Origin of the sequence: Bradyrhizobium sp. AZCC 1577 (genome assembly GCF_036924575.1) — a bacterium.
Lineage (GTDB): Bacteria > Pseudomonadota > Alphaproteobacteria > Rhizobiales > Xanthobacteraceae > Bradyrhizobium.
Genome location: NZ_JAZHRQ010000001.1, coordinates 1,283,249 through 1,300,349, shown reverse-complemented (window position 1 = coordinate 1,300,349; position 17,101 = coordinate 1,283,249). Strand labels below are relative to the sequence as shown.

Here is a 17,101-nt window from a genome sequence, read left to right as displayed (position 1 = left end):
GACTCGCGGCGGCACCCCCACCCATAGCCGATGCTACGCATCGGCGTTCTTAAATCAAGGACGGCGGCCCATCGGCCGCCTACGCCTCCCCCGCAAGCGGGAGAGGGAGTGCAGCGCCCGTGTGGCGATCAGGTCGCAGCAGAAACTTCCGCCGCCTCCGCCAGCACACAACGCGCCGTTCGATCCGGCGATACCTGCACATTCGGCGGCAGACGCTCGCTGCAGCGCGGCTGCGCAACCGTGCAGCGTGGCGCGAACGAACAACTGACGGGCGCCTTGTCGAGCGAGGGCGGCGTGCCCGGGATGGTCTCCAGCCGCTGGCCGCGTTTTGCGCCGTGGACGGTAGCAGCCAATAGCCCCTTGGCATAGGGATGCACCGGGGTGCGGACGATGTCGCGCAGGCGGCCCTGCTCCACGATCTGGCCGGCATACATGACCGCGACGCGGTCGCAGATTTCGATGGCGACGCCGATATCGTGGGTCACGAAAATCACGGACATGCCGAACTCGCGCTGCAATTCGCGGAGCAGCAGCAGGATCTGGATCTGCACGGTGGCGTCCAGCGCCGTGGTCGGCTCGTCCGCCAGCAGGATTTTCGGCTTGCACGCCAGCGCCAGCGCGATCATGGCGCGCTGCCGCATGCCACCGCTCATTTCGTGCGGATAGGCCTCTAAGCGGCGCTTGGCGGAGGGAATCCGCACCACCTCCAGCATTTCCAGCGCGCGCGCGAGTCCCTCCTTTTCGCTCTTGCCTTCGTGGCGGATCACGGTTTCCGCAATCTGGCGGCCGATCGTGTAGACGGGGTCGAGCGCCAGCGCGGGCTCTTGAAAGATCATCGAGACGGTCTGGCCGCGAAACGCCGACAGCTCCTCGTCGTTCATTGCGAGCACGTCGCGTCCCAACACCTTCACGGTGCCCGAAATCTGCGTCCGCTTCTTCGGCAACAGCCGCATCAGCGCGCGCAGCGTCACGCTCTTTCCCGAGCCGGATTCGCCGAGCAGGCCCAGCACCTCGCCCTCGCCAAGCGAGAGCGAAATGTCGTTGACGGCATGAACCGTACGTTCGCCGGTGAAGCGGATGTTGAGGTCGCGGATATCGACGAGGTTGCTCATGCCAGTTTGGGTACCTGCTGGTGATAGTCGGTGGCGCGCTGGAACGCCGCGCCGATCCGCACCAGCCCGGCCTCATCGAAGGGACGACCGATCAACTGCATGCCGATCGGCAGCGCCTTCTTGGTGAAGCCCGCGGGAATCGAAAGCGACGGCAGGCCGAGATAATTGATCGGGCGGGTGAACCGCGTGATGCGCTGAATCACGGCTTCCGCCTCCAGGCTGTTGCCGACATCGCTCTCGGCAATCGTCGCCGCGGGCATCGGGGCCACCGGCGCGATCACGGCGTTGGTGCCTTCGACCGCGGCGAGGTAGGCGGCCAGCGCCGGACCGCGCCAGCGCATCGCTTCGAGATAGGTCACGGCCGGAATGGCGAGCCCGTTCTGCAGCCGCATCAACACCTGACCGCCGTAATCCTGCGGTCGCTCGATCATCCAGCGCTTGTGGAAGGCAGCCGCCTCGGTGGCAAGCACGATCTGGCAGGCCGCCGTGAGCTGGCGCTGGTCCGGCAGTTCGACCTTGACGATCTCGGCCCCCTCGCCCCTGAGTGTAGCGATGGTCTGGTCCAGCACGCGCGCCACCTCGGGATCGAGGTCGTCTACATAGAAGGCTGTCGGTACGCCGATCTTCAGGCCCTTCATCGAGCCCGTGGTCGCGGCCATGTAGTTCGGCACCGGCCGCGTGGACGTGGTCGGGTCCTCGGGATCCGCACCCGCCATCAGCCCTACGAGCAGCGCGCAGTCCTCGACCGTTTGCGCCAGCGGGCCGACGGTGTCGAGCGATTGCGACAGCGGCATCGCGCCGGCGCGGCTGATCAGGCCGACCGTCGTCTTGAAACCGGTGACGCCGCAGAAATGCGCGGGCATCCGGATCGAGCCGCCAGTATCGGAGCCCAGTGCGGCAAAGGTCAGCCGCGCCGCGACTGCGGAGCCCGAGCCTGATGAAGAGCCGCCGGTGATGTGATCGACATTCCAGGGGTTGCGCACCGCGCCGTAATGCACGTTGTGGCCGGTCGGCCCGTAGGCGAACTCGGCCATCTGCAGCGAGCCGAGCCTGACGGATCCGGTATCTTTCAGGCGCTGCAACGCGGTCGAAGTCGTCGTCGCAACGAAATCGCGCCGGATTTTGGAGCCGCAGGTGACGACCTTGCCGGCCTCGTAATACATGTCCTTGTGCGCCATCGGGACGCCGTGCAGCGGGCCGAGATTTTGGCCCTTGGCGAGCGCGGCGTCAGCGGCATCAGCCGCGGCAAGTGCCTCCTCCGCCTCGATCGCCATGAAGGCGTTGACGCGCGGTTGCCATTGCGCGATGCGGTCGAGGCAGGATTGCGTCACTTCGCGCGAGGACAACTTCTTGCCGGCGATCGCCTTGGCGACCGCGACCGCTGACATCAAGGCCGGTTCGCCGCTCATTTCGACACCTTCGCGTTCTGCACCAGCAGGAAGCTCGCGGGCTCAAGATCCATCGGCAGCGTGCCGGCAATGGGCGCAAACCCGTCAAAGGCCGGGCCGATGGAACTGGCGATGCGGGCGGACACTTCCGCACCCTGCGGCACGCCGGCGACGTCGGTCATTACCTTGACCTGCTTGGGATCGGGTCTTGTCATGCAGCGGTTACTCCCATGTCACTTTTCTTGGCATTTTCTTTGGCCGGCGCGCGACTGTGCCCGGAGCCAGGTATGGCCATGTAGCACGCCGCCTGATGGCCCATTGTATCGACATCGCTGAGTTTTGGCGTCGCATTTGCGCAGAGCGGCTCCGCAAACGGGCAACGGGTGTGAAACCGGCAACCCGACGGCGGGTCGATCGGATTGGGCGGATCGCCGGAGATCGGCGGCGTCTCGGTGCGGTTATCGGGGTCGGACGACGGCATCGCCGCCAGGAGCGCCCGCGTGTAGGGATGTGCCGGCGCATCCCAGACCTTGTCGACCGGGCCGAGTTCGACCACCTCGCCGAGATACATCACCAGCACGCGATCCGAGATGTAGCGCACCACGTTGAGATCGTGGCTGATGAAAAGATAGGTCAGGCCGAATTCGCGCTTGAGGTCCGCCAACAGGTTCAGCACCTGGGCTTCGACCGATTTGTCGAGCGCAGACACCGCTTCATCAAGAATCACCAGCCGCGGCGACAACGCCAGCGCACGCGCGATATTGACGCGCTGGCGCTGGCCGCCGGAAATTTCGTGCGGGTAGCGGTTGGCGAAAGTTTCGGGACGCAAGCCAACTTTGCCGAGCAGCTCGCGCGCCAGCGTGCGCGCGGCAGCGTCGGCCATGCCGTGCACCTTGGGGCCGAAGGCGATCGATTCCTCGATGGTCAGGCGCGGATTGAGCGAGGCGTAGCTGTCCTGAAACACCATCTGCATGCCGCGACGCAATTCGCGCAGGGACAACGCGCGGCCGACCTGCATGCCGTCATAGACGATGTCGCCGGCATCGCGCTTCATCAGGTGCATCAGAAGCCGTGCCGTGGTCGACTTGCCGCAGCCGGATTCGCCGACGATGCCGACCGTTTCGCCCTTGGCGATCGAGAACGACACATCATCGACCGCACGCACCGTTTTACGAGGGCTGAACAGGTCGCCGCGCACCGGGAAATGTTTGGTCAGGCCGGTGACCTGCAGCAGCGGTTGCGCCGCCCCGCCGATGTCCTCGACCTGTTCCAGCAATTCGACTGAGGTGGACGTCTCACCCATGCGTCAGTTCCTGATGTCCATGGCGCTGCGCATGCCGTCGCTCAAAAGATTGAAGCAGATCGACACCGCAAAGATCATCACGCCCGGCAGCGCCGCCACCCAGGGATTGATATAGATCGCGGTGCGCAGCGTGTTCAGCATCAAGCCCCATTCCGGCTCCGGCGGTTTGGTGCCGAGCCCGAGGAATGACAGGCCGGCGGCGAGGATCATCGACACCGAGATCAAGCCTGTTGCGTAGACGAAGATCGGGCCGAGAACGTTTCCGAGCATATGCACGCGCATGATGGTAAAAGGTCCGGCGCCGGAGGCGCGCGCGGCTTCCACAAAATCCATGTTACGCACGCCGGTGGTAACGCTTTCGGCGACGCGGGTGATCTGCGGCACGAACACGATGGTCAGCGAGACGATGGAATTGACGATACCCGCGCCCAGCGCGCCGGAGATCGCGATTGCCAGCAGCACCGACGGGAAGGCGTAGAACACGTCCACCGTACGCATGATGGCAGTGTTGAGCCGGCCGCCGACATAGCCGGCGACGAGACCGAGCGAGGTGCCGATCACGAAGGCGAAAATCACCGGCAGGATGCCGATGATCAGCGACAGCCTTCCGCCATAGATCAGCCGCGCCAGCATGTCGCGGCCGAGCTCGTCGGTGCCGAGCGGATAGTTCGGCGTGCCGATATGGCGAAGCCGGCGGATCATCGAGCCCTGATAGGGATCGGCAAGGCCGAGCCACGGCGCCAGCAGCGCGGAGGCGAAGATCAGCACCAGCACGAAAGCGCAGACCATGCTGACCTTGTCGCGCGCGATGCGGCGACCGACGGTGGCCCAATAGCCGCGCGCCTTGGTCGCAGGCGCGGCTTGCAGGGCGGTATCCGACATCACGGTCATGGATCAACCCCGCTTGATGCGCGGATCGATCGCGGCCTGCGCGATATCGACCAGCAGATTGAGCGTGACGAAGAACAGCGCCAGCACCAAAATCGTGCCTTGCAGCAGCGGCAGGTCGCGCTGGAAGATCGCGGAATTGAGCAGCAAGCCCGAGCCGGGCCATGAGAATACGGTCTCGATCAGGATCGAGCCGCCAAGCATGTAACCCAATTGCAGGCCCATCACCGCGAGCGCGGTCGGCGCGGCGTTCTTGATGACGTGGCGGAACACGTCGAATTCGCGCAACCCTTTGGCGCGCAACGCTTCGACAAAATCCTGGCTCAGGATATCACCGGTCAGCGCGCGGACCGTGCGGGTGATGATGCCCATCGGGATCACCGAGGTCGTGATCGCCGGCAGGATCAGGTATTTCATGTGCTCCCAGTCCCAGCCCCACGAACCGGAGCCGCCGGGACCGGCGCCGACCGCGGGCAGCCAGTTGAGCTGCACCGAGAAGATGATGACCATCACCATGCCGAGCCAGTAATGCGGCACCGAGACGCCGGCGATCGCGATGGAGGTCGCGACCTTGTCGATCCAGGTGTCGCGGAAATAGCCGGCGATCAGGCCGAACATCAGCCCGAGAGTAAAGCCGATCAGCGCGGCGGCAACCGCAAGCGTGACGGTGTTGCCGACGGCGCGCAGGACTTCCGACAGCACCGGGCGGCCTGTCGCAATCGAGCTGCCGAGATCGCCATGGAGCGCGCGCCATAGCCAGAGGCCGAATTGCACCGGCAGCGGCCGGTCGAAGCCGTAAGCCGTGCGCAGTTGCGCCGCGAGTTCCTGCGACGCATCCGCCGGCAGCACCGCGACCAGGGGATCGCCGGGCGTGATGTGCACCAGCAGGAAGCACACCAGCGCGACGCTGATCACGATCGGAATGACGTAGACGATACGCCGGGCAATGTAAGCGAACACGGGTTACCTGACTTGATGCAACACGACGAATGCGCAGGTTACAGTAAAGGACGCACGATGCGAGGGTTCCCTCCCCCCTTGTGGGGGAGGGTTAGGGAGAGGGGTGGCCGCACCGGGACTGCCCGTGTGGACCCCTTCCCCCAACCTCGAGAGCGAGCTTCGCTCGCCTCGGACCCCGCAAGAAGGAGGGGAGCCTAACCAGTGTGCTCACCTCACGGCGCCATCGACACCGGCGAGAAGTCGACGAACCAGCTCTTCGGCTGCACGAAGCCTTTCACCTTCGGGCTCATGGCCCGCGGCGAGACGTCGTGGGCGACGTAGAGGAACGCCGCATCGTCCACCGAGGCTGCGTGCAGTTCGGCCAGCGCCGCGTCACGCGCGGCGGGGTCGAAGGTCTGGCGCGCCTTGGTCACCAGTTCGTCGAACTTGGGATTGTTGATGTAGCCCCAATTGTTCGAGACGGGAGGTGCCATCGACGATTGCAGGAAGCGCACCAGAGCGAAGAACGGATCCATCGCCGCGTAGGTGACGTTGGTGGCGTTGGCGCCGTTGGCGGTCGGATCCTTGGCGCCGCGGCGCCAGTTGGTAAACAGCGTGTTCCACTCGATGACGTCGAGCTGAACGTCGAAATAGCATTCCGCCAATGCCTGCTGCAGATATTCGTTCATCGGCAGAGGCTGCATCTGGCCCGAGCCTGACGCGGAGGTCTGGGTCTTCACCGTCAGCTTCTTGTTCGGGCCGTAGCCCGCCTCTTGCATCAGCTTCTGAGCGGCCTTCAGGTCATACTTGATCTCGAAAGTCGGCTTTCCGCGCCAGGGATGGCCGGGCTCGAACGTGCCGGTCGCCGGCACCATCAGGCCGGCAAGCAGGCCTTCCTTGAGCCCTTCGCGGTCGACGCAGAGATTGGCGGCCTTGCGGACGCGGATGTCGTTCCAGGGCGAGCCCTCGATGCGCGAGAACTGCCACGGCCAGACGTGCGGCGATTCATTGGCCTGGAGCTGGAAGCCCCGCTGCTTGATTTCCCTGACCGCGTCGGGTGCGGGCGCCTCGACCCAGTCGACCTGGCCGGACAGCAAGGCCGCGGTGCGGGCATTGGCCTCCGGCATCGGCAGCAGCACCATCCGATCGACCTTGGGCACGCGGCCCTTGTCCCAATAGCCTTCGTTCTTGACGAGTTCGAGCCGCTCGCGCGGCGTGAACTTCGACATCTTCCAAGGGCCGGTGCCCGAGGCGTCCCTGGCGAACGCCGCCCAGGCGGCCTGCGATTTCGCCTTGGCGTCGGCGCCTTCAGCCTTGTCATAGAAGGCCTGCCACTTGGCGGGGCTCGCCATGAACAGGTTGGTCAGATTGATCGGAAGAAAGCTGTCCGGCTCCTTGGTGGTCAATTCCACCGTCATGTCGTCGATCTTGCGTGCGGAGGCCAGCGTCGGCATGCGCGAGGCAGTGACGCCGACCTGGCTGGCGTCAAAATGCGGCGCATCCTGCTTCAGCACCTTCTCGACGTTCCAAACCACGGCGTCGGCATTGAAGTTGCTGCCGTCATGGAATTTGACGCCGGGGCGCAGCTTGAAGGTCCACTTCTTCTTGTCGGCCTCGTCCACCTTCCATTCGGTCGCGAGGCCCGGAATCATGACGCTTGCCTTGTCGCGGGATGAGAGGTCCCACATCGTCAGGCCGTCATACATCGTCAGCCCGGTGAAGCGGTTGCCCTCAAAACCCTGATCGGGCTGGCCGAGGGTGCGTGGAATATCGGCAGCCGTCATGCCGATCCGCAGCACCGTTTCGGCGCTTGCGAGTTGTGGCAACCCGACCACCAGCGCCGTTGCCAGCAGCCACGCGGTGGCCGTCTTCTTCGATTTGTCGTTACGCATATGCAGCAATCCTCTTTTCAACGCCTGGTGACTAATTCTTATGCAGCCGTATGCAACGCCTGTGCCAAACGGCATGCTTCCCTTCGGGCTATGCGTTTGACCGCACAACTCCTTGTGAAGCGCGCATGCAAGTCAAGTCCAATGCCTAAGCTGGCACCAAGCTTGCATTTTTAGCTCCAAACCCTGCCCGATGGAGCCTAATTCATGCGCACCCGAAATTCGATGCTTCTTGCTGCCGCAACTCTGGCCGTAGGCTTGGCTCTTGGCATCTCCACGATTTCGGCGCAGGCCGAGACCGTTGTGCGCTACGGCATTTCGATGGCGGACATCCCGCTGACGACCGGCCAGCCCGATCGCGGCGCCGGCGCCTATCAGTTTTCTGCCTATACGCTCTACGATCCGCTGGTCGCGTGGGAGATGGACGTCGCCGACCGGCCCGGCAAGCTGGTGCCGGGGCTCGCGACCGAATGGAGGGTTGACGAGCAAGACAAGAAGAAATGGCGCTTTTCGCTTCGCAAGGGCGTCAAGTTTCACGACGGCAGCGAGTTCAATGCCGACGCGGTGATCTGGAATCTCGACAAGGTGCTCAACGACAAGGCACCGCAGTTCGACAAGCGGCAGAGCGCGCAGGTGAAGACCCGCCTGCCCTCGGTCGCGAGCTACGCCAAGATCGACGACGCCACCATCGAGATCACGACCAAGGCGGTCGACTCCTTCTTTCCGTATCAGATGCTGTGGTTTCTGGTTTCCAGCCCGGCGCAATATGAAAAGCTTGGCAAGGATTGGGACAAGTTCGCCAGCCAGCCCTCCGGCACCGGGCCGTTCAAACTGACAAAACTCGTGCCGCGCGAACTCGCCGAGCTGACCAGGAATGCCGACTATTGGGACAAGAAGCGGCTTCCGAAGGCCGACAAGATCGTGCTGATCCCGATGCCGGAAGCGCTGACGCGCACCAACGCGCTATTGGCCGGCCAGGTCGACTTGATCGAGACCCCGGCGCCGGACGCGGTGCCGCAGCTCAAATCCGCCGGCATGAAGATCGTCGACAACGTCACGCCGCATGTCTGGAATTATCATTTGAGCGTGTTGCCCGGCTCGCCCTGGACCGACATCCGCCTGCGCAAGGCGCTCAACCTCGCGATCGACCGCGAGGCGGTGGTCGGGCTGATGAACGGTCTGGCGAAACCCGCCAAGGGCCAGGTCGACCCGTCGAGCCCATGGTTCGGCAAGCCGTCCTTCGAGCTCAAATATGATGTCGCGGCGGCGAAGAAGCTGGTGCAGGAGGCCGGCTATTCGAAGGAGAAGCCGCTGAAGACCACCTTCGTCATCGCGCAGGGCGGCACCGGACAGATGCTGTCGCTGCCGATGAACGAATTCCTGCAGCAGAGCTTCAAGGAGATTGGCATCGAGATCGACTTCAAGGTGGTCGAGCTCGAGACGCTATACACGGCCTGGCGCAAGGGCGCGGCCGACGAAATGAACGCCGGCATCACCTCCAACAACATCGCCTATGTCACGTCAGACCCGCTCTACGCCATCGTCCGCTTCTTCCACTCCGGCCAGATCGCGCCGGTTGGCGTCAACTGGGGCGGCTACAGAAATGCGAAGGTCGATGCACTGATCGACGAAGCCAAGCAGACTTTTGATGTCGCCAAGCAGGACGAGCTGCTGGCGCAGGCGCACGCGCAGATCGTCGACGACGCCACGCTGGTATGGGTCGTGCACGACACCAACCCGCATGCGCTGTCGCCGAAGGTGAAGAAATTCGTGCAGGCGCAGCACTGGTTCCAGGATCTGACGCAAATCGGGCTGGAGTAATCTTGTCGTTCCTGCGAACGCAGGGACCCATAACCACAGGACTTAGTTGGAGAGAAGCAAACGAGCTCCAGCGCAAAATAGCTACATCACGCGGTATGGGTCCCTGCGTTCGCAGCGACGAAAGATGAACGCGCTGCAGGATTGTATCGCTTCGCTCCACCCATCCTACACTCTTCCGCGCGTCACTTCGTCAGCAGCGCGAAGGCGCCGTTCCAGTCTTCCGGTGGCGGATTTTCGAGATAACCGCGGATGCGCGCTTCGTAGAGATTGTAGAGCAGCTCCAGCGCGTTTGCCTCGTCGGTCTTGCGGCCGCGGGCTATGACCGCCAGCGCGCCGTCCCAGTCGCGGTTGCGATAGCAGGCGAGCATCTCGATCGTCAGGTTGCGCAGGCGCTGGAAGCGGCCGGACTGCGCGGTGTCCTCGCGGCCAGCGATGGCGTAGATCACCTCCGGCTCCTTCTTGCCTTTCACCATGATGAAGTCGAGCTCAAGAATGGCGAACTTGTCCTTGACCGCGAGCGCGGTCTTGGAGCCGACAATGATAGGAAAACCATATTCTTTCGACTGCCCTTCGAGGCGCGAGGCGAGATTGACGCTGTCGCCGAACACCGAATAATCGAAGCGCTGGTCGGAACCCATGTTGCCGACCACGCAGACGCCGGTATTGAGCCCGATGCCGGCATTGAGCGGGATGAACGGACGTCCCTCCTGCTTGGCCTCCTGCTCGCGCGCCTGGTTGAGCTCGTCGACGCGGTCCAGCATGTCGAGCGCGGCTTCGCAGGCATTGAGCTCGTGGTCCTTGTCGTCCAGCGGCGCATTCCAGAACGCCATGATGGCGTCGCCCATATATTTGTCGATGGTGCCCTTGCGGTCGAGGATGGCGTTGGTCAACGGCGTCAGGAAACGGTTCATCAGCGCCGTGAGGCCCTGCGGATCGTTCTTGTAGGTCTCCGAGATCGAGGTGAAGCCGCGCATGTCGGAGAACATGATGGTCATCTCGCGCTCCTCGCCGCCAAGCACCAGCTTTTCCGGCGACTGCGCGAGCTGTTCGACCAAGGCCGGCGATAGATACTGGCCGAAGGCGGAGCGGATTTGCCGCCGCTGCGCCTGCTCGCGCACGAAGCTCGCAAAGATCAGCGTCAGATAGATCGACGTGGTCGACATCAGGGGATAGGTGAAATCGATCAGCAGCCGATGCTGCGCGTAGAAATACACCGACGTTCCGATCAGGGCGGTGGCAAACGCCGCACCGAGGGCAACCAGCGTGACCGGTCCGAACAGCGGCGCAAACGCGATCACCAGAAGCCCGAACAGAAGCGCGGTCGCGAACTCGACGGCGATGCCGTAGATCGGCGTCGAGATCACTTCGCCGGTCAAGGTGGTCTCGAGCACTTGGGCGTGGATCTCCACACCGGGCATGGCGCGCGATACCGGAGTGGTCTTGATGTCATTGAGGCCGACCGCCGAGGTGCCGATCAGCACCAGCTTGCCCGCGATCATGTCGGGCGCGACATTTTTCTCCAGCACATTGATCGCGGGGACATAGATGGAGGCATCGTTGCGGGCATAATGAACCCAGATCTGGCCATTACGGTCGGTTGGAATCTGAAACCCCTTGACGCCGATGCTCTTGATGCCGGCCTTTTCGGCCTTGATCAGGATCGTGCCCGAACCGCTGGCGACCCGCAGCATCTCGAACGTGAGCGACGGCAAGGTCTGGCCCTGCGCCTGCATGATCATCGGCACTCGCCGGATGATGCCGTCGCGTTCGGGCTTGATCGTGAACAGGCCCCGCCCGGCGGCGGCGTGCTCGAGCACCGGCACGTTGCGCAACAGGCCGGGGAAATCGAACATGAAGCGCTGCGGCTCCTCGCCCAACATCGCAAGCCCGGTGACCGGCAGCGTCTTGTCGAGCGCCGTGACTTCCTCTGGCAGGCCGGATTCGCCGAGCACGACGCGAGAAGCCTTGATGGCGTCGGCAAAGACCTGGTCGTTGCTGGGCAGCGCGCGCAGCCTGGCGCGGGTTTCCTCGTCGAGATTGCGGAAAGTATCTGCCGCCAAGGCAGGGTTGAGACGGTCGGGCTCCGAAAACACCGCGTCGAACGCGATCACGACCGCGCCGAGCTGGGTCAGTTCGTTGATGAGGTCAGCAAGCCGGGTGCGCGGCCACGGCCACTGCCCGAGTTTTTCCTGGCTCTTCTCGTCGATATCGACGATGGTAACCGGCCTTGCCGTTTTCTTGCGCGGGTCGATGCGCTGGAAAGCGTCAAAAGTCCTGATACGAATTTCCTCGACCGGCGCCGGGTCGGCAATGCGCAGCCAGGCAAACCCGATCAGCAGCGCAAGGCACAGCAGCCGGGCGTAGCCGACGCGCCGCTTGAACCACCTCGGTAGAACGCGGAGCTTCATGGCTTCGATTGTTGGCTAACTGACGGCGCCAGACAAGCCAGAAGATGGCATCGAAATCCCTGAGTTAGCACGGGTGGCGAAGCGCCATATTAGTGATGCGGCGACACGATGAAGTCGCTCGCATGCAGACCCGCGGTGGCAAGCCCCTTCAAGGTGATGGTGTCGCCAGTATCAAGCGTGATCAGCTTGTCATCGCCGCTGGTCGTCACATGGACTGGATTTGCAAGCCACGCAGTGATGTTCTCGGCGTTCACGAACTGGGCGAACGCACGGAGATCGATATGGTCCTCGCCTTGGATGAAGTCCATAATCGTATCGGCACTCGGGTCTTCCGGCGTGAAGACAAACTGGTCAGCGCCCGCACCTCCGGTCAGCGTATCGGCATAGCCGGTCGCAAAAATGACGTCCTTGCCGGACGTGCCGTTCAAGATCACTTCCGGGCCCGTTCCAGCGTGGTTGAAAATGAAATTGACCGTATCGGCGCCGCCAAAACTATCGGCAACCGTGAGCGTGACTATGTCGGTCTGCGGTTCGGCAGCGTCGTGCATGTAGGCGATACCGCTGTCCAGCGTCGTGTTGATTTCCTCAAAATCAAGGTCGCTGCCATTTGCCGGCGTCACACTAGTTAGCGGGCTGGCACCGGTCGTCGCTGACATCGCAAAGGTGGTGGATCCGGTAGCATCGACATCCGTGACGTAAAGGCCCGAAAAAGTCGTCGTTTCATCAACATCCTCTGTGACGACGACATCGGTTCCGATCACGGGCGCATCGTTCGCTCCCTCCACTTCCACCGTCAGCGTCGCAGTGCCGGCAGCACCGTGCACATCGATGGTGTGCACCGCGAAGGTATCCGTATAACTGCCTGCCAGCAGCGCATCAATGGCGGCAGCATTGGGCACATAGACGTAGCTGCCGTCGGCGTGCACCGTGAGCCAACCGTAGAGGCCGGCGACCGCGGTGTTCACCGCACTGGATCCGTCGAGCGCAGCATAACGCAGCGAGGCGGTGTCGTCGCTGTCGCGGTCATTGCCATCCAGCGTGCCCGTAAGATCGGCGAAACTGTCACCGGCCGCGGTATCGGTGAGTTTGCCCGCGATCTCCGCAGTCAATGTCGGCGCGTCGTTGGCGCCGTTCACATCGACGGTGAGAATGGCGGTGCTGACGGTGCCGTGCACGTCGGACGTTTGCACCGTAAACATATCGGTATGGCTGCCTTCGTGCAGCGCGTTGATCGCGGCGGCATTGGCAACGTAGGTGTAGGTGCCGTCGGCATTCACCGTGAGCGAACCGTAGAGGCCGGCGACCGCGGTGTTCACCGCACTGGATCCGTCGAGCGCAGCATAACTCAGCGAGGCGGTCTCATCGTGATCGACATCGTTCCCGGTCAGCGTCCCCGCGAGATTGCCAAAACCGTCATTCGCCGCGCTGTCGGTGAGCTCGCCCGCGATCTCGGCGTCCAGCGTCGGCGCGTCATTGGAGCCGGTGATGGTGACCGTGACCGGCTTGGTGACAACGCCGCCATGATGGTCATTGACCTTGGCGGCGTAGGTCAGCGTCAGCGTTTCGCCATAAGCGAGGAAATCGAACTGGCTGTCGGCCACGTCATAGGACCAATTCACCGAACCATTGTTGGTGTTGCCGAGAACCGGTGTCAGCGTCAGGGCGACCCCGATGTCGTCTTGCTGCTGTGCGGTCAGCAGCAGATCGGTGGTGCCGTCCGCGGCCTTGTAGGTGTAGCCGGCGTATGACGCGGATACGTCCGGCCGGTCGCTGAGATCGAGATCGGCAAAGGTGATGCTGCCGCCGGCGTGGTCCATCGTGGCGCTGCCGGTGCCGGCCATTTCTGTAAAGGTGCCGTTGGTTGTGGTAACCACGGGGTCATCATTGGCGCCGTTGACGGTAATGACCACGTCTTTGGCGGTGACGCCGCCGTGGTGGTCGTCAACCTGCACCGTGTAGGTGAGCGTGATGGCCTCGCCGTCAGCGAGATAGTCGAAATAATGATCCGGGGCCGAGAAGGTCCAGTTCTGGGAACCGGTCGCGCCGCCCGTGGAATCGGTCAACGCGCCCAGCGAAAGCCAGCCGAACTGGGTGTTGTAGTCGATTAGATCCGTCTGGGTGCCGGTTGCGACCACATTGGTAATCGTGACGGCATGCGTATCGGTCCAGTCGACATCGGTGAATGTGATCGCGCCGTTGGCGTGATCCGGCGCCGCCGAGCCAGAGGTGTCGGCGATCTCCGAAATTGCTGCGGATTGTGGACTGCTGGCGATGACGGCCGTATCGTTAGCGCCGGTCACGGTGACGGTGAGCGGCGTGTTGATGATCCCGCCGTGACCGTCATTGACGGTCGCGGTGTAGGTCAGCGTCAGGACTTCGCCATCTGCGAGAAAATCGAACGCGCTATCGGCGACGCTGTAGGTCCAGCTCGCCGAACCGTTGTTTGTGTTGCCGGCCGCCTGCGCCACCGTCAGCGCCGCATCGACCGCGTCGAGTTGCCCGGCCGTGAGCGTGAGACTGGCGTCGGCTGCGCTCTGATAGGTGTAGGAAGCAAAGGCGGCGCTCGCCACCGGACGATCGGTCAGGTCGACGTCGGTAAAGCTGATGGTGCCCGATACCGTATGAAGCGTCGGGGATCCGGTCGGATTCGGCTGGCTGGGATTCACCAGCTCGGGGAACGCAGCGTTCGTCACCTCGATGGTCGGAATGTCGTTGGTACCGGAGACGGCGACATCCGCGCCGTCGATCGAGACCGTGATCGACGTCGTAATGACGCCGCCATGGCCGTCATCGACCTGGGCGACGTAGTTGAGCACCAGCGTCTCGCCCTTGGCGATAAAATCGAACTTGTTATCCTCGACGCTGTAGGTCCAGGTCGCCGTGCCGATGTTGCTGTTTCCGGGAGCCTGCACCACGCCGAGCGGCACCTCGACGGCCAGGATCGCGGCCAACTGTTCCGGCGTCAGCGTCGCGGTGATGTCGTTGCCCGCTGCGTCGTAGTAGCGGAACGGATCGGTCGTGGAGATCGCCACGCTGACGACGGGACGGTCGGTCAGGTCGACATCGCCGAAGGTAACGGTGCCGGACACAGTATCGATCGTCGTATTGCCGGTGCCGATCCGCTCCGTGATCTCGCCCCCGATCGCGGAGATCGTCGGCTTGTCGTTGGTGCCGGTGATGACGATCGTAAACGGCACAAACGTCGTCTCGTTGTTCGGCGCAAAATTGTTGTCGACCCGCGCCATGTAGGTCAGCTTCAGCGTCTCGCCGGTGGCGAGGAAGTCGAACGCGCCGTCGGCGATGTTGTAGGTCCAGGTCGCCGTACCGATGTTCTTGCCGTTGGGATCCTGCACCACGGACAGCGGCACTTCGACCGCCTTGATCGCAGCCAGTTGCTGCGCCGTCAGCGTGGTGGTGACGTCGGCGCCCTGCGCGTCCTGATAGACGAAGGAAGAAAACTGCGTACTGACGCTCGGAGTGTCGCCGACGTTGACGTCGATATAGTTGACGATACCCGAGATGCTGTCGAGCGCGGAGCTCGCGGTCACATCGATTCGTTCGGTAGCCGCGCCGCCGAACGCCTCGGCCCGCGGCGGCCCCGGAATATGTACGAGCCTGGGGGGCGGCCCCGGATCCACGGGGGGAGTAGCCCCGCTCGGGATGTTGAGTAGCTGAAGCGTCACGGGAATGAACTCCCCGCCGGTCAGCTTGACGAACAATGTTTCCGGAACGATCGAATCGGTAAAATTGGTAGTGAGCTTGGTGTTCGGATTGTTCAGGTCGGTGAACTTCAGCGAGAACACGTCGCTGATGATCTTCTGCGCGTCGGGCGATAGCTGCACCGACGATTGAAAGCTGACCGTGCCCTGGCCGCTGACAATCGTCTGCGTGCCGGCCCGGTTGACGGTCGCGATCGGCGTCAGCGTGGTCTTGTCGAACAGGATGTAGGAGCCGGTGGTGCCGTCGGGCTCGACCAGCACCTGGAATTTCGCCGGCGGCGCGATACCCGAGCCGGGCACTTCGAAGTCGATCTCGACCAGCACAGCGGTGCCGCGGATGCCCATGGTCGCGACCGGGGTGTCGACCTTCATGTCGCCTTTCTTGGCGGTGGCGCCGGCGACGAACGAGATCGTGCCCTGCACCAGGCTAAGCAGCGACTTGTTGTCCGACCCGTTGGGGTCGTAGACCATTTCGTTCAGCACCATCCTGGCATTCGATGCGAGACCGAACACGCTGCCGTCGATGAAGGTGATACCAAGTGTCGAATCGGAGCCGGACTGGACGACGTCGCCCTTATGGACGGTTTCGCCCTGGTTCAGGATGATCGAGACGCCGTTGCGGATCGCGGTCGCATTGCCCGTCAGCTTGGTGACATGCCCGATCACAGGTGGCGCGACGCTGGCGCTGCCGTCGGCTTGCGCGAACTGGGTGTACCCGCTCAGCGCGTTGACGATGTCGCCGGTAAGATGGGCGCCATCGGGCGAGGCCAGCGCAGCGCGCTTCTCGCCCTTGAAGTAATCGCGCAGCACGAGCTCGCGGTCGCCGCTGCTGAGGATCAGATCGATGCCCGATCGCTTGAAGTCGCCGCTGAAGAGCAGATCAGCATCAGAAATAATTATGGCGTCGGACGGTGCATGTGTCGAAACTTTGTCGACATTGAACTTGCCGGAAGACGGAAGATGGCCGTGCGATGACAGCAGAGACCCAGAGCCAATATCCGCGCCGGAAAAAGGGTCGAGGGCGCCCGATCCGAATTTGCCGGCGTAGTTCAATGGAACACCAATCTAAATGGTTAAGAAGTATGAAATTTCCCTGCGGGGTTTTCATACCACGCAGGTAAGGAACACAAAAGCAGGCATGCCGCGAATACCCTCGATATGGGGTATGTCGGCAACAGGACCGAAAAGGTCCGGAAAAAGTGTCCGGCGAAAGTGTGGCAAGGAAAAGGCCGGAACTTACTCGGGCTGATCGAAAAATGAGCACGGCCTGCCACGGCATAAAGGTAAGCAGTCATAATCATTTATCTCTGCCGCAGCGCAGCGAATGCCGCTTCCTAGTCGCCTTAAGACTGATCACCTCGCGGATCCATTCGAAGCCGTCATCGCCTTCAAGGCGTCCGGGACAGGTTGCAATCGCGCACCGAGCGATCCCGTGGGTAAGGTTAATTCGGTGAGCTGTGACCCTTCCGCAACCGTAAACTTTTGCGCCGTGTCCGCCTCCTGTCTCGGATAGCCAAGCGGCCCCGATGAGCGCCGATCTGAGTGGATCGATAAAATCCTCTGCAAACCGGCAAGGCCACGTTCACGCTCCTTCGCAAACTTCCGATAGGCCTCCCCTCGTTTTAAACGGATCA

The 17,101-nt window shown here is 62.8% G+C and carries 10 protein-coding genes; 1 reads left to right on the top strand and 9 read right to left on the bottom strand.

Translation table 11 applies throughout. From position 1 onward, the window contains the following. Positions 1 to 128: 128 nt before the first annotated feature. The 7 genes from V1278_RS05985 to V1278_RS05955 all read right to left on the bottom strand — a co-directional run bounded on the left by V1278_RS05985 (position 129) and on the right by V1278_RS05955 (position 7,522). Positions 129 to 1,112 carry an ABC transporter ATP-binding protein gene (locus tag V1278_RS05985; protein ID WP_334365307.1) on the bottom strand — a complete coding sequence of 328 codons (984 nt, stop codon included), beginning with the start codon at positions 1,110 to 1,112 and terminating at the stop codon, positions 129 to 131. After that, complete coding sequence (locus V1278_RS05980) at positions 1,109 to 2,521, bottom strand: amidase (RefSeq protein WP_334380011.1); 1,413 nt, start codon at positions 2,519 to 2,521, stop codon at positions 1,109 to 1,111. The genes V1278_RS05985 and V1278_RS05980 overlap by 4 nt, the downstream gene beginning before the upstream one ends. Next, positions 2,518 to 2,715: a hypothetical protein gene (locus V1278_RS05975; protein WP_334365309.1), complete on the bottom strand. Its 198-nt coding sequence runs from the start codon at positions 2,713 to 2,715 to the stop codon at positions 2,518 to 2,520. Before V1278_RS05975 ends, V1278_RS05980 begins: the two co-directional genes overlap by 4 nt. Further along, on the bottom strand, positions 2,712 to 3,803 hold the full coding sequence (locus V1278_RS05970; RefSeq protein ID WP_334365310.1) for an ABC transporter ATP-binding protein: 1,092 nt from the start codon (positions 3,801 to 3,803) through the stop codon (positions 2,712 to 2,714). Before V1278_RS05970 ends, V1278_RS05975 begins: the two co-directional genes overlap by 4 nt. A 3-nt stretch (positions 3,804 to 3,806) precedes the next feature. Beyond that, a complete protein-coding gene (locus tag V1278_RS05965; RefSeq protein WP_035728661.1) occupies positions 3,807 to 4,685 on the bottom strand; it encodes an ABC transporter permease in 879 nt (292 codons plus the stop codon). Positions 4,686 to 4,697: 12 nt separating this feature from the next. Beyond that, positions 4,698 to 5,651 carry an ABC transporter permease gene (locus V1278_RS05960; RefSeq protein ID WP_334365311.1) on the bottom strand — a complete coding sequence of 318 codons (954 nt, stop codon included), beginning with the start codon at positions 5,649 to 5,651 and terminating at the stop codon, positions 4,698 to 4,700. A gap of 212 nt (positions 5,652 to 5,863) precedes the next feature. After that, a complete protein-coding gene (locus tag V1278_RS05955; RefSeq protein WP_334365312.1) occupies positions 5,864 to 7,522 on the bottom strand; it encodes an ABC transporter substrate-binding protein in 1,659 nt (552 codons plus the stop codon). A 204-nt stretch (positions 7,523 to 7,726) separates the two neighbouring features. Between V1278_RS05955 and V1278_RS05950 the strand changes: the two genes are divergently transcribed. Continuing rightward, complete coding sequence (locus V1278_RS05950; RefSeq protein WP_334380010.1) at positions 7,727 to 9,340, top strand: ABC transporter substrate-binding protein; 1,614 nt, start codon at positions 7,727 to 7,729, stop codon at positions 9,338 to 9,340. 182 nt (positions 9,341 to 9,522) lie between these two features. Here V1278_RS05950 and V1278_RS05945 read toward each other — a convergent pair whose 3' ends face one another. Together V1278_RS05945 and V1278_RS05940 are read right to left on the bottom strand one after the other, a co-directional pair. Further along, positions 9,523 to 11,748: a CHASE2 domain-containing protein gene (locus tag V1278_RS05945; RefSeq protein WP_334380009.1), complete on the bottom strand. Its 2,226-nt coding sequence runs from the start codon at positions 11,746 to 11,748 to the stop codon at positions 9,523 to 9,525. An 89-nt stretch (positions 11,749 to 11,837) separates the two neighbouring features. Next, positions 11,838 to 16,520 carry a VCBS domain-containing protein gene (locus V1278_RS05940; RefSeq protein WP_334380008.1) on the bottom strand — a complete coding sequence of 1,561 codons (4,683 nt, stop codon included), beginning with the start codon at positions 16,518 to 16,520 and terminating at the stop codon, positions 11,838 to 11,840. Between the last annotated feature and the right edge of the window lie 581 nt (positions 16,521 to 17,101).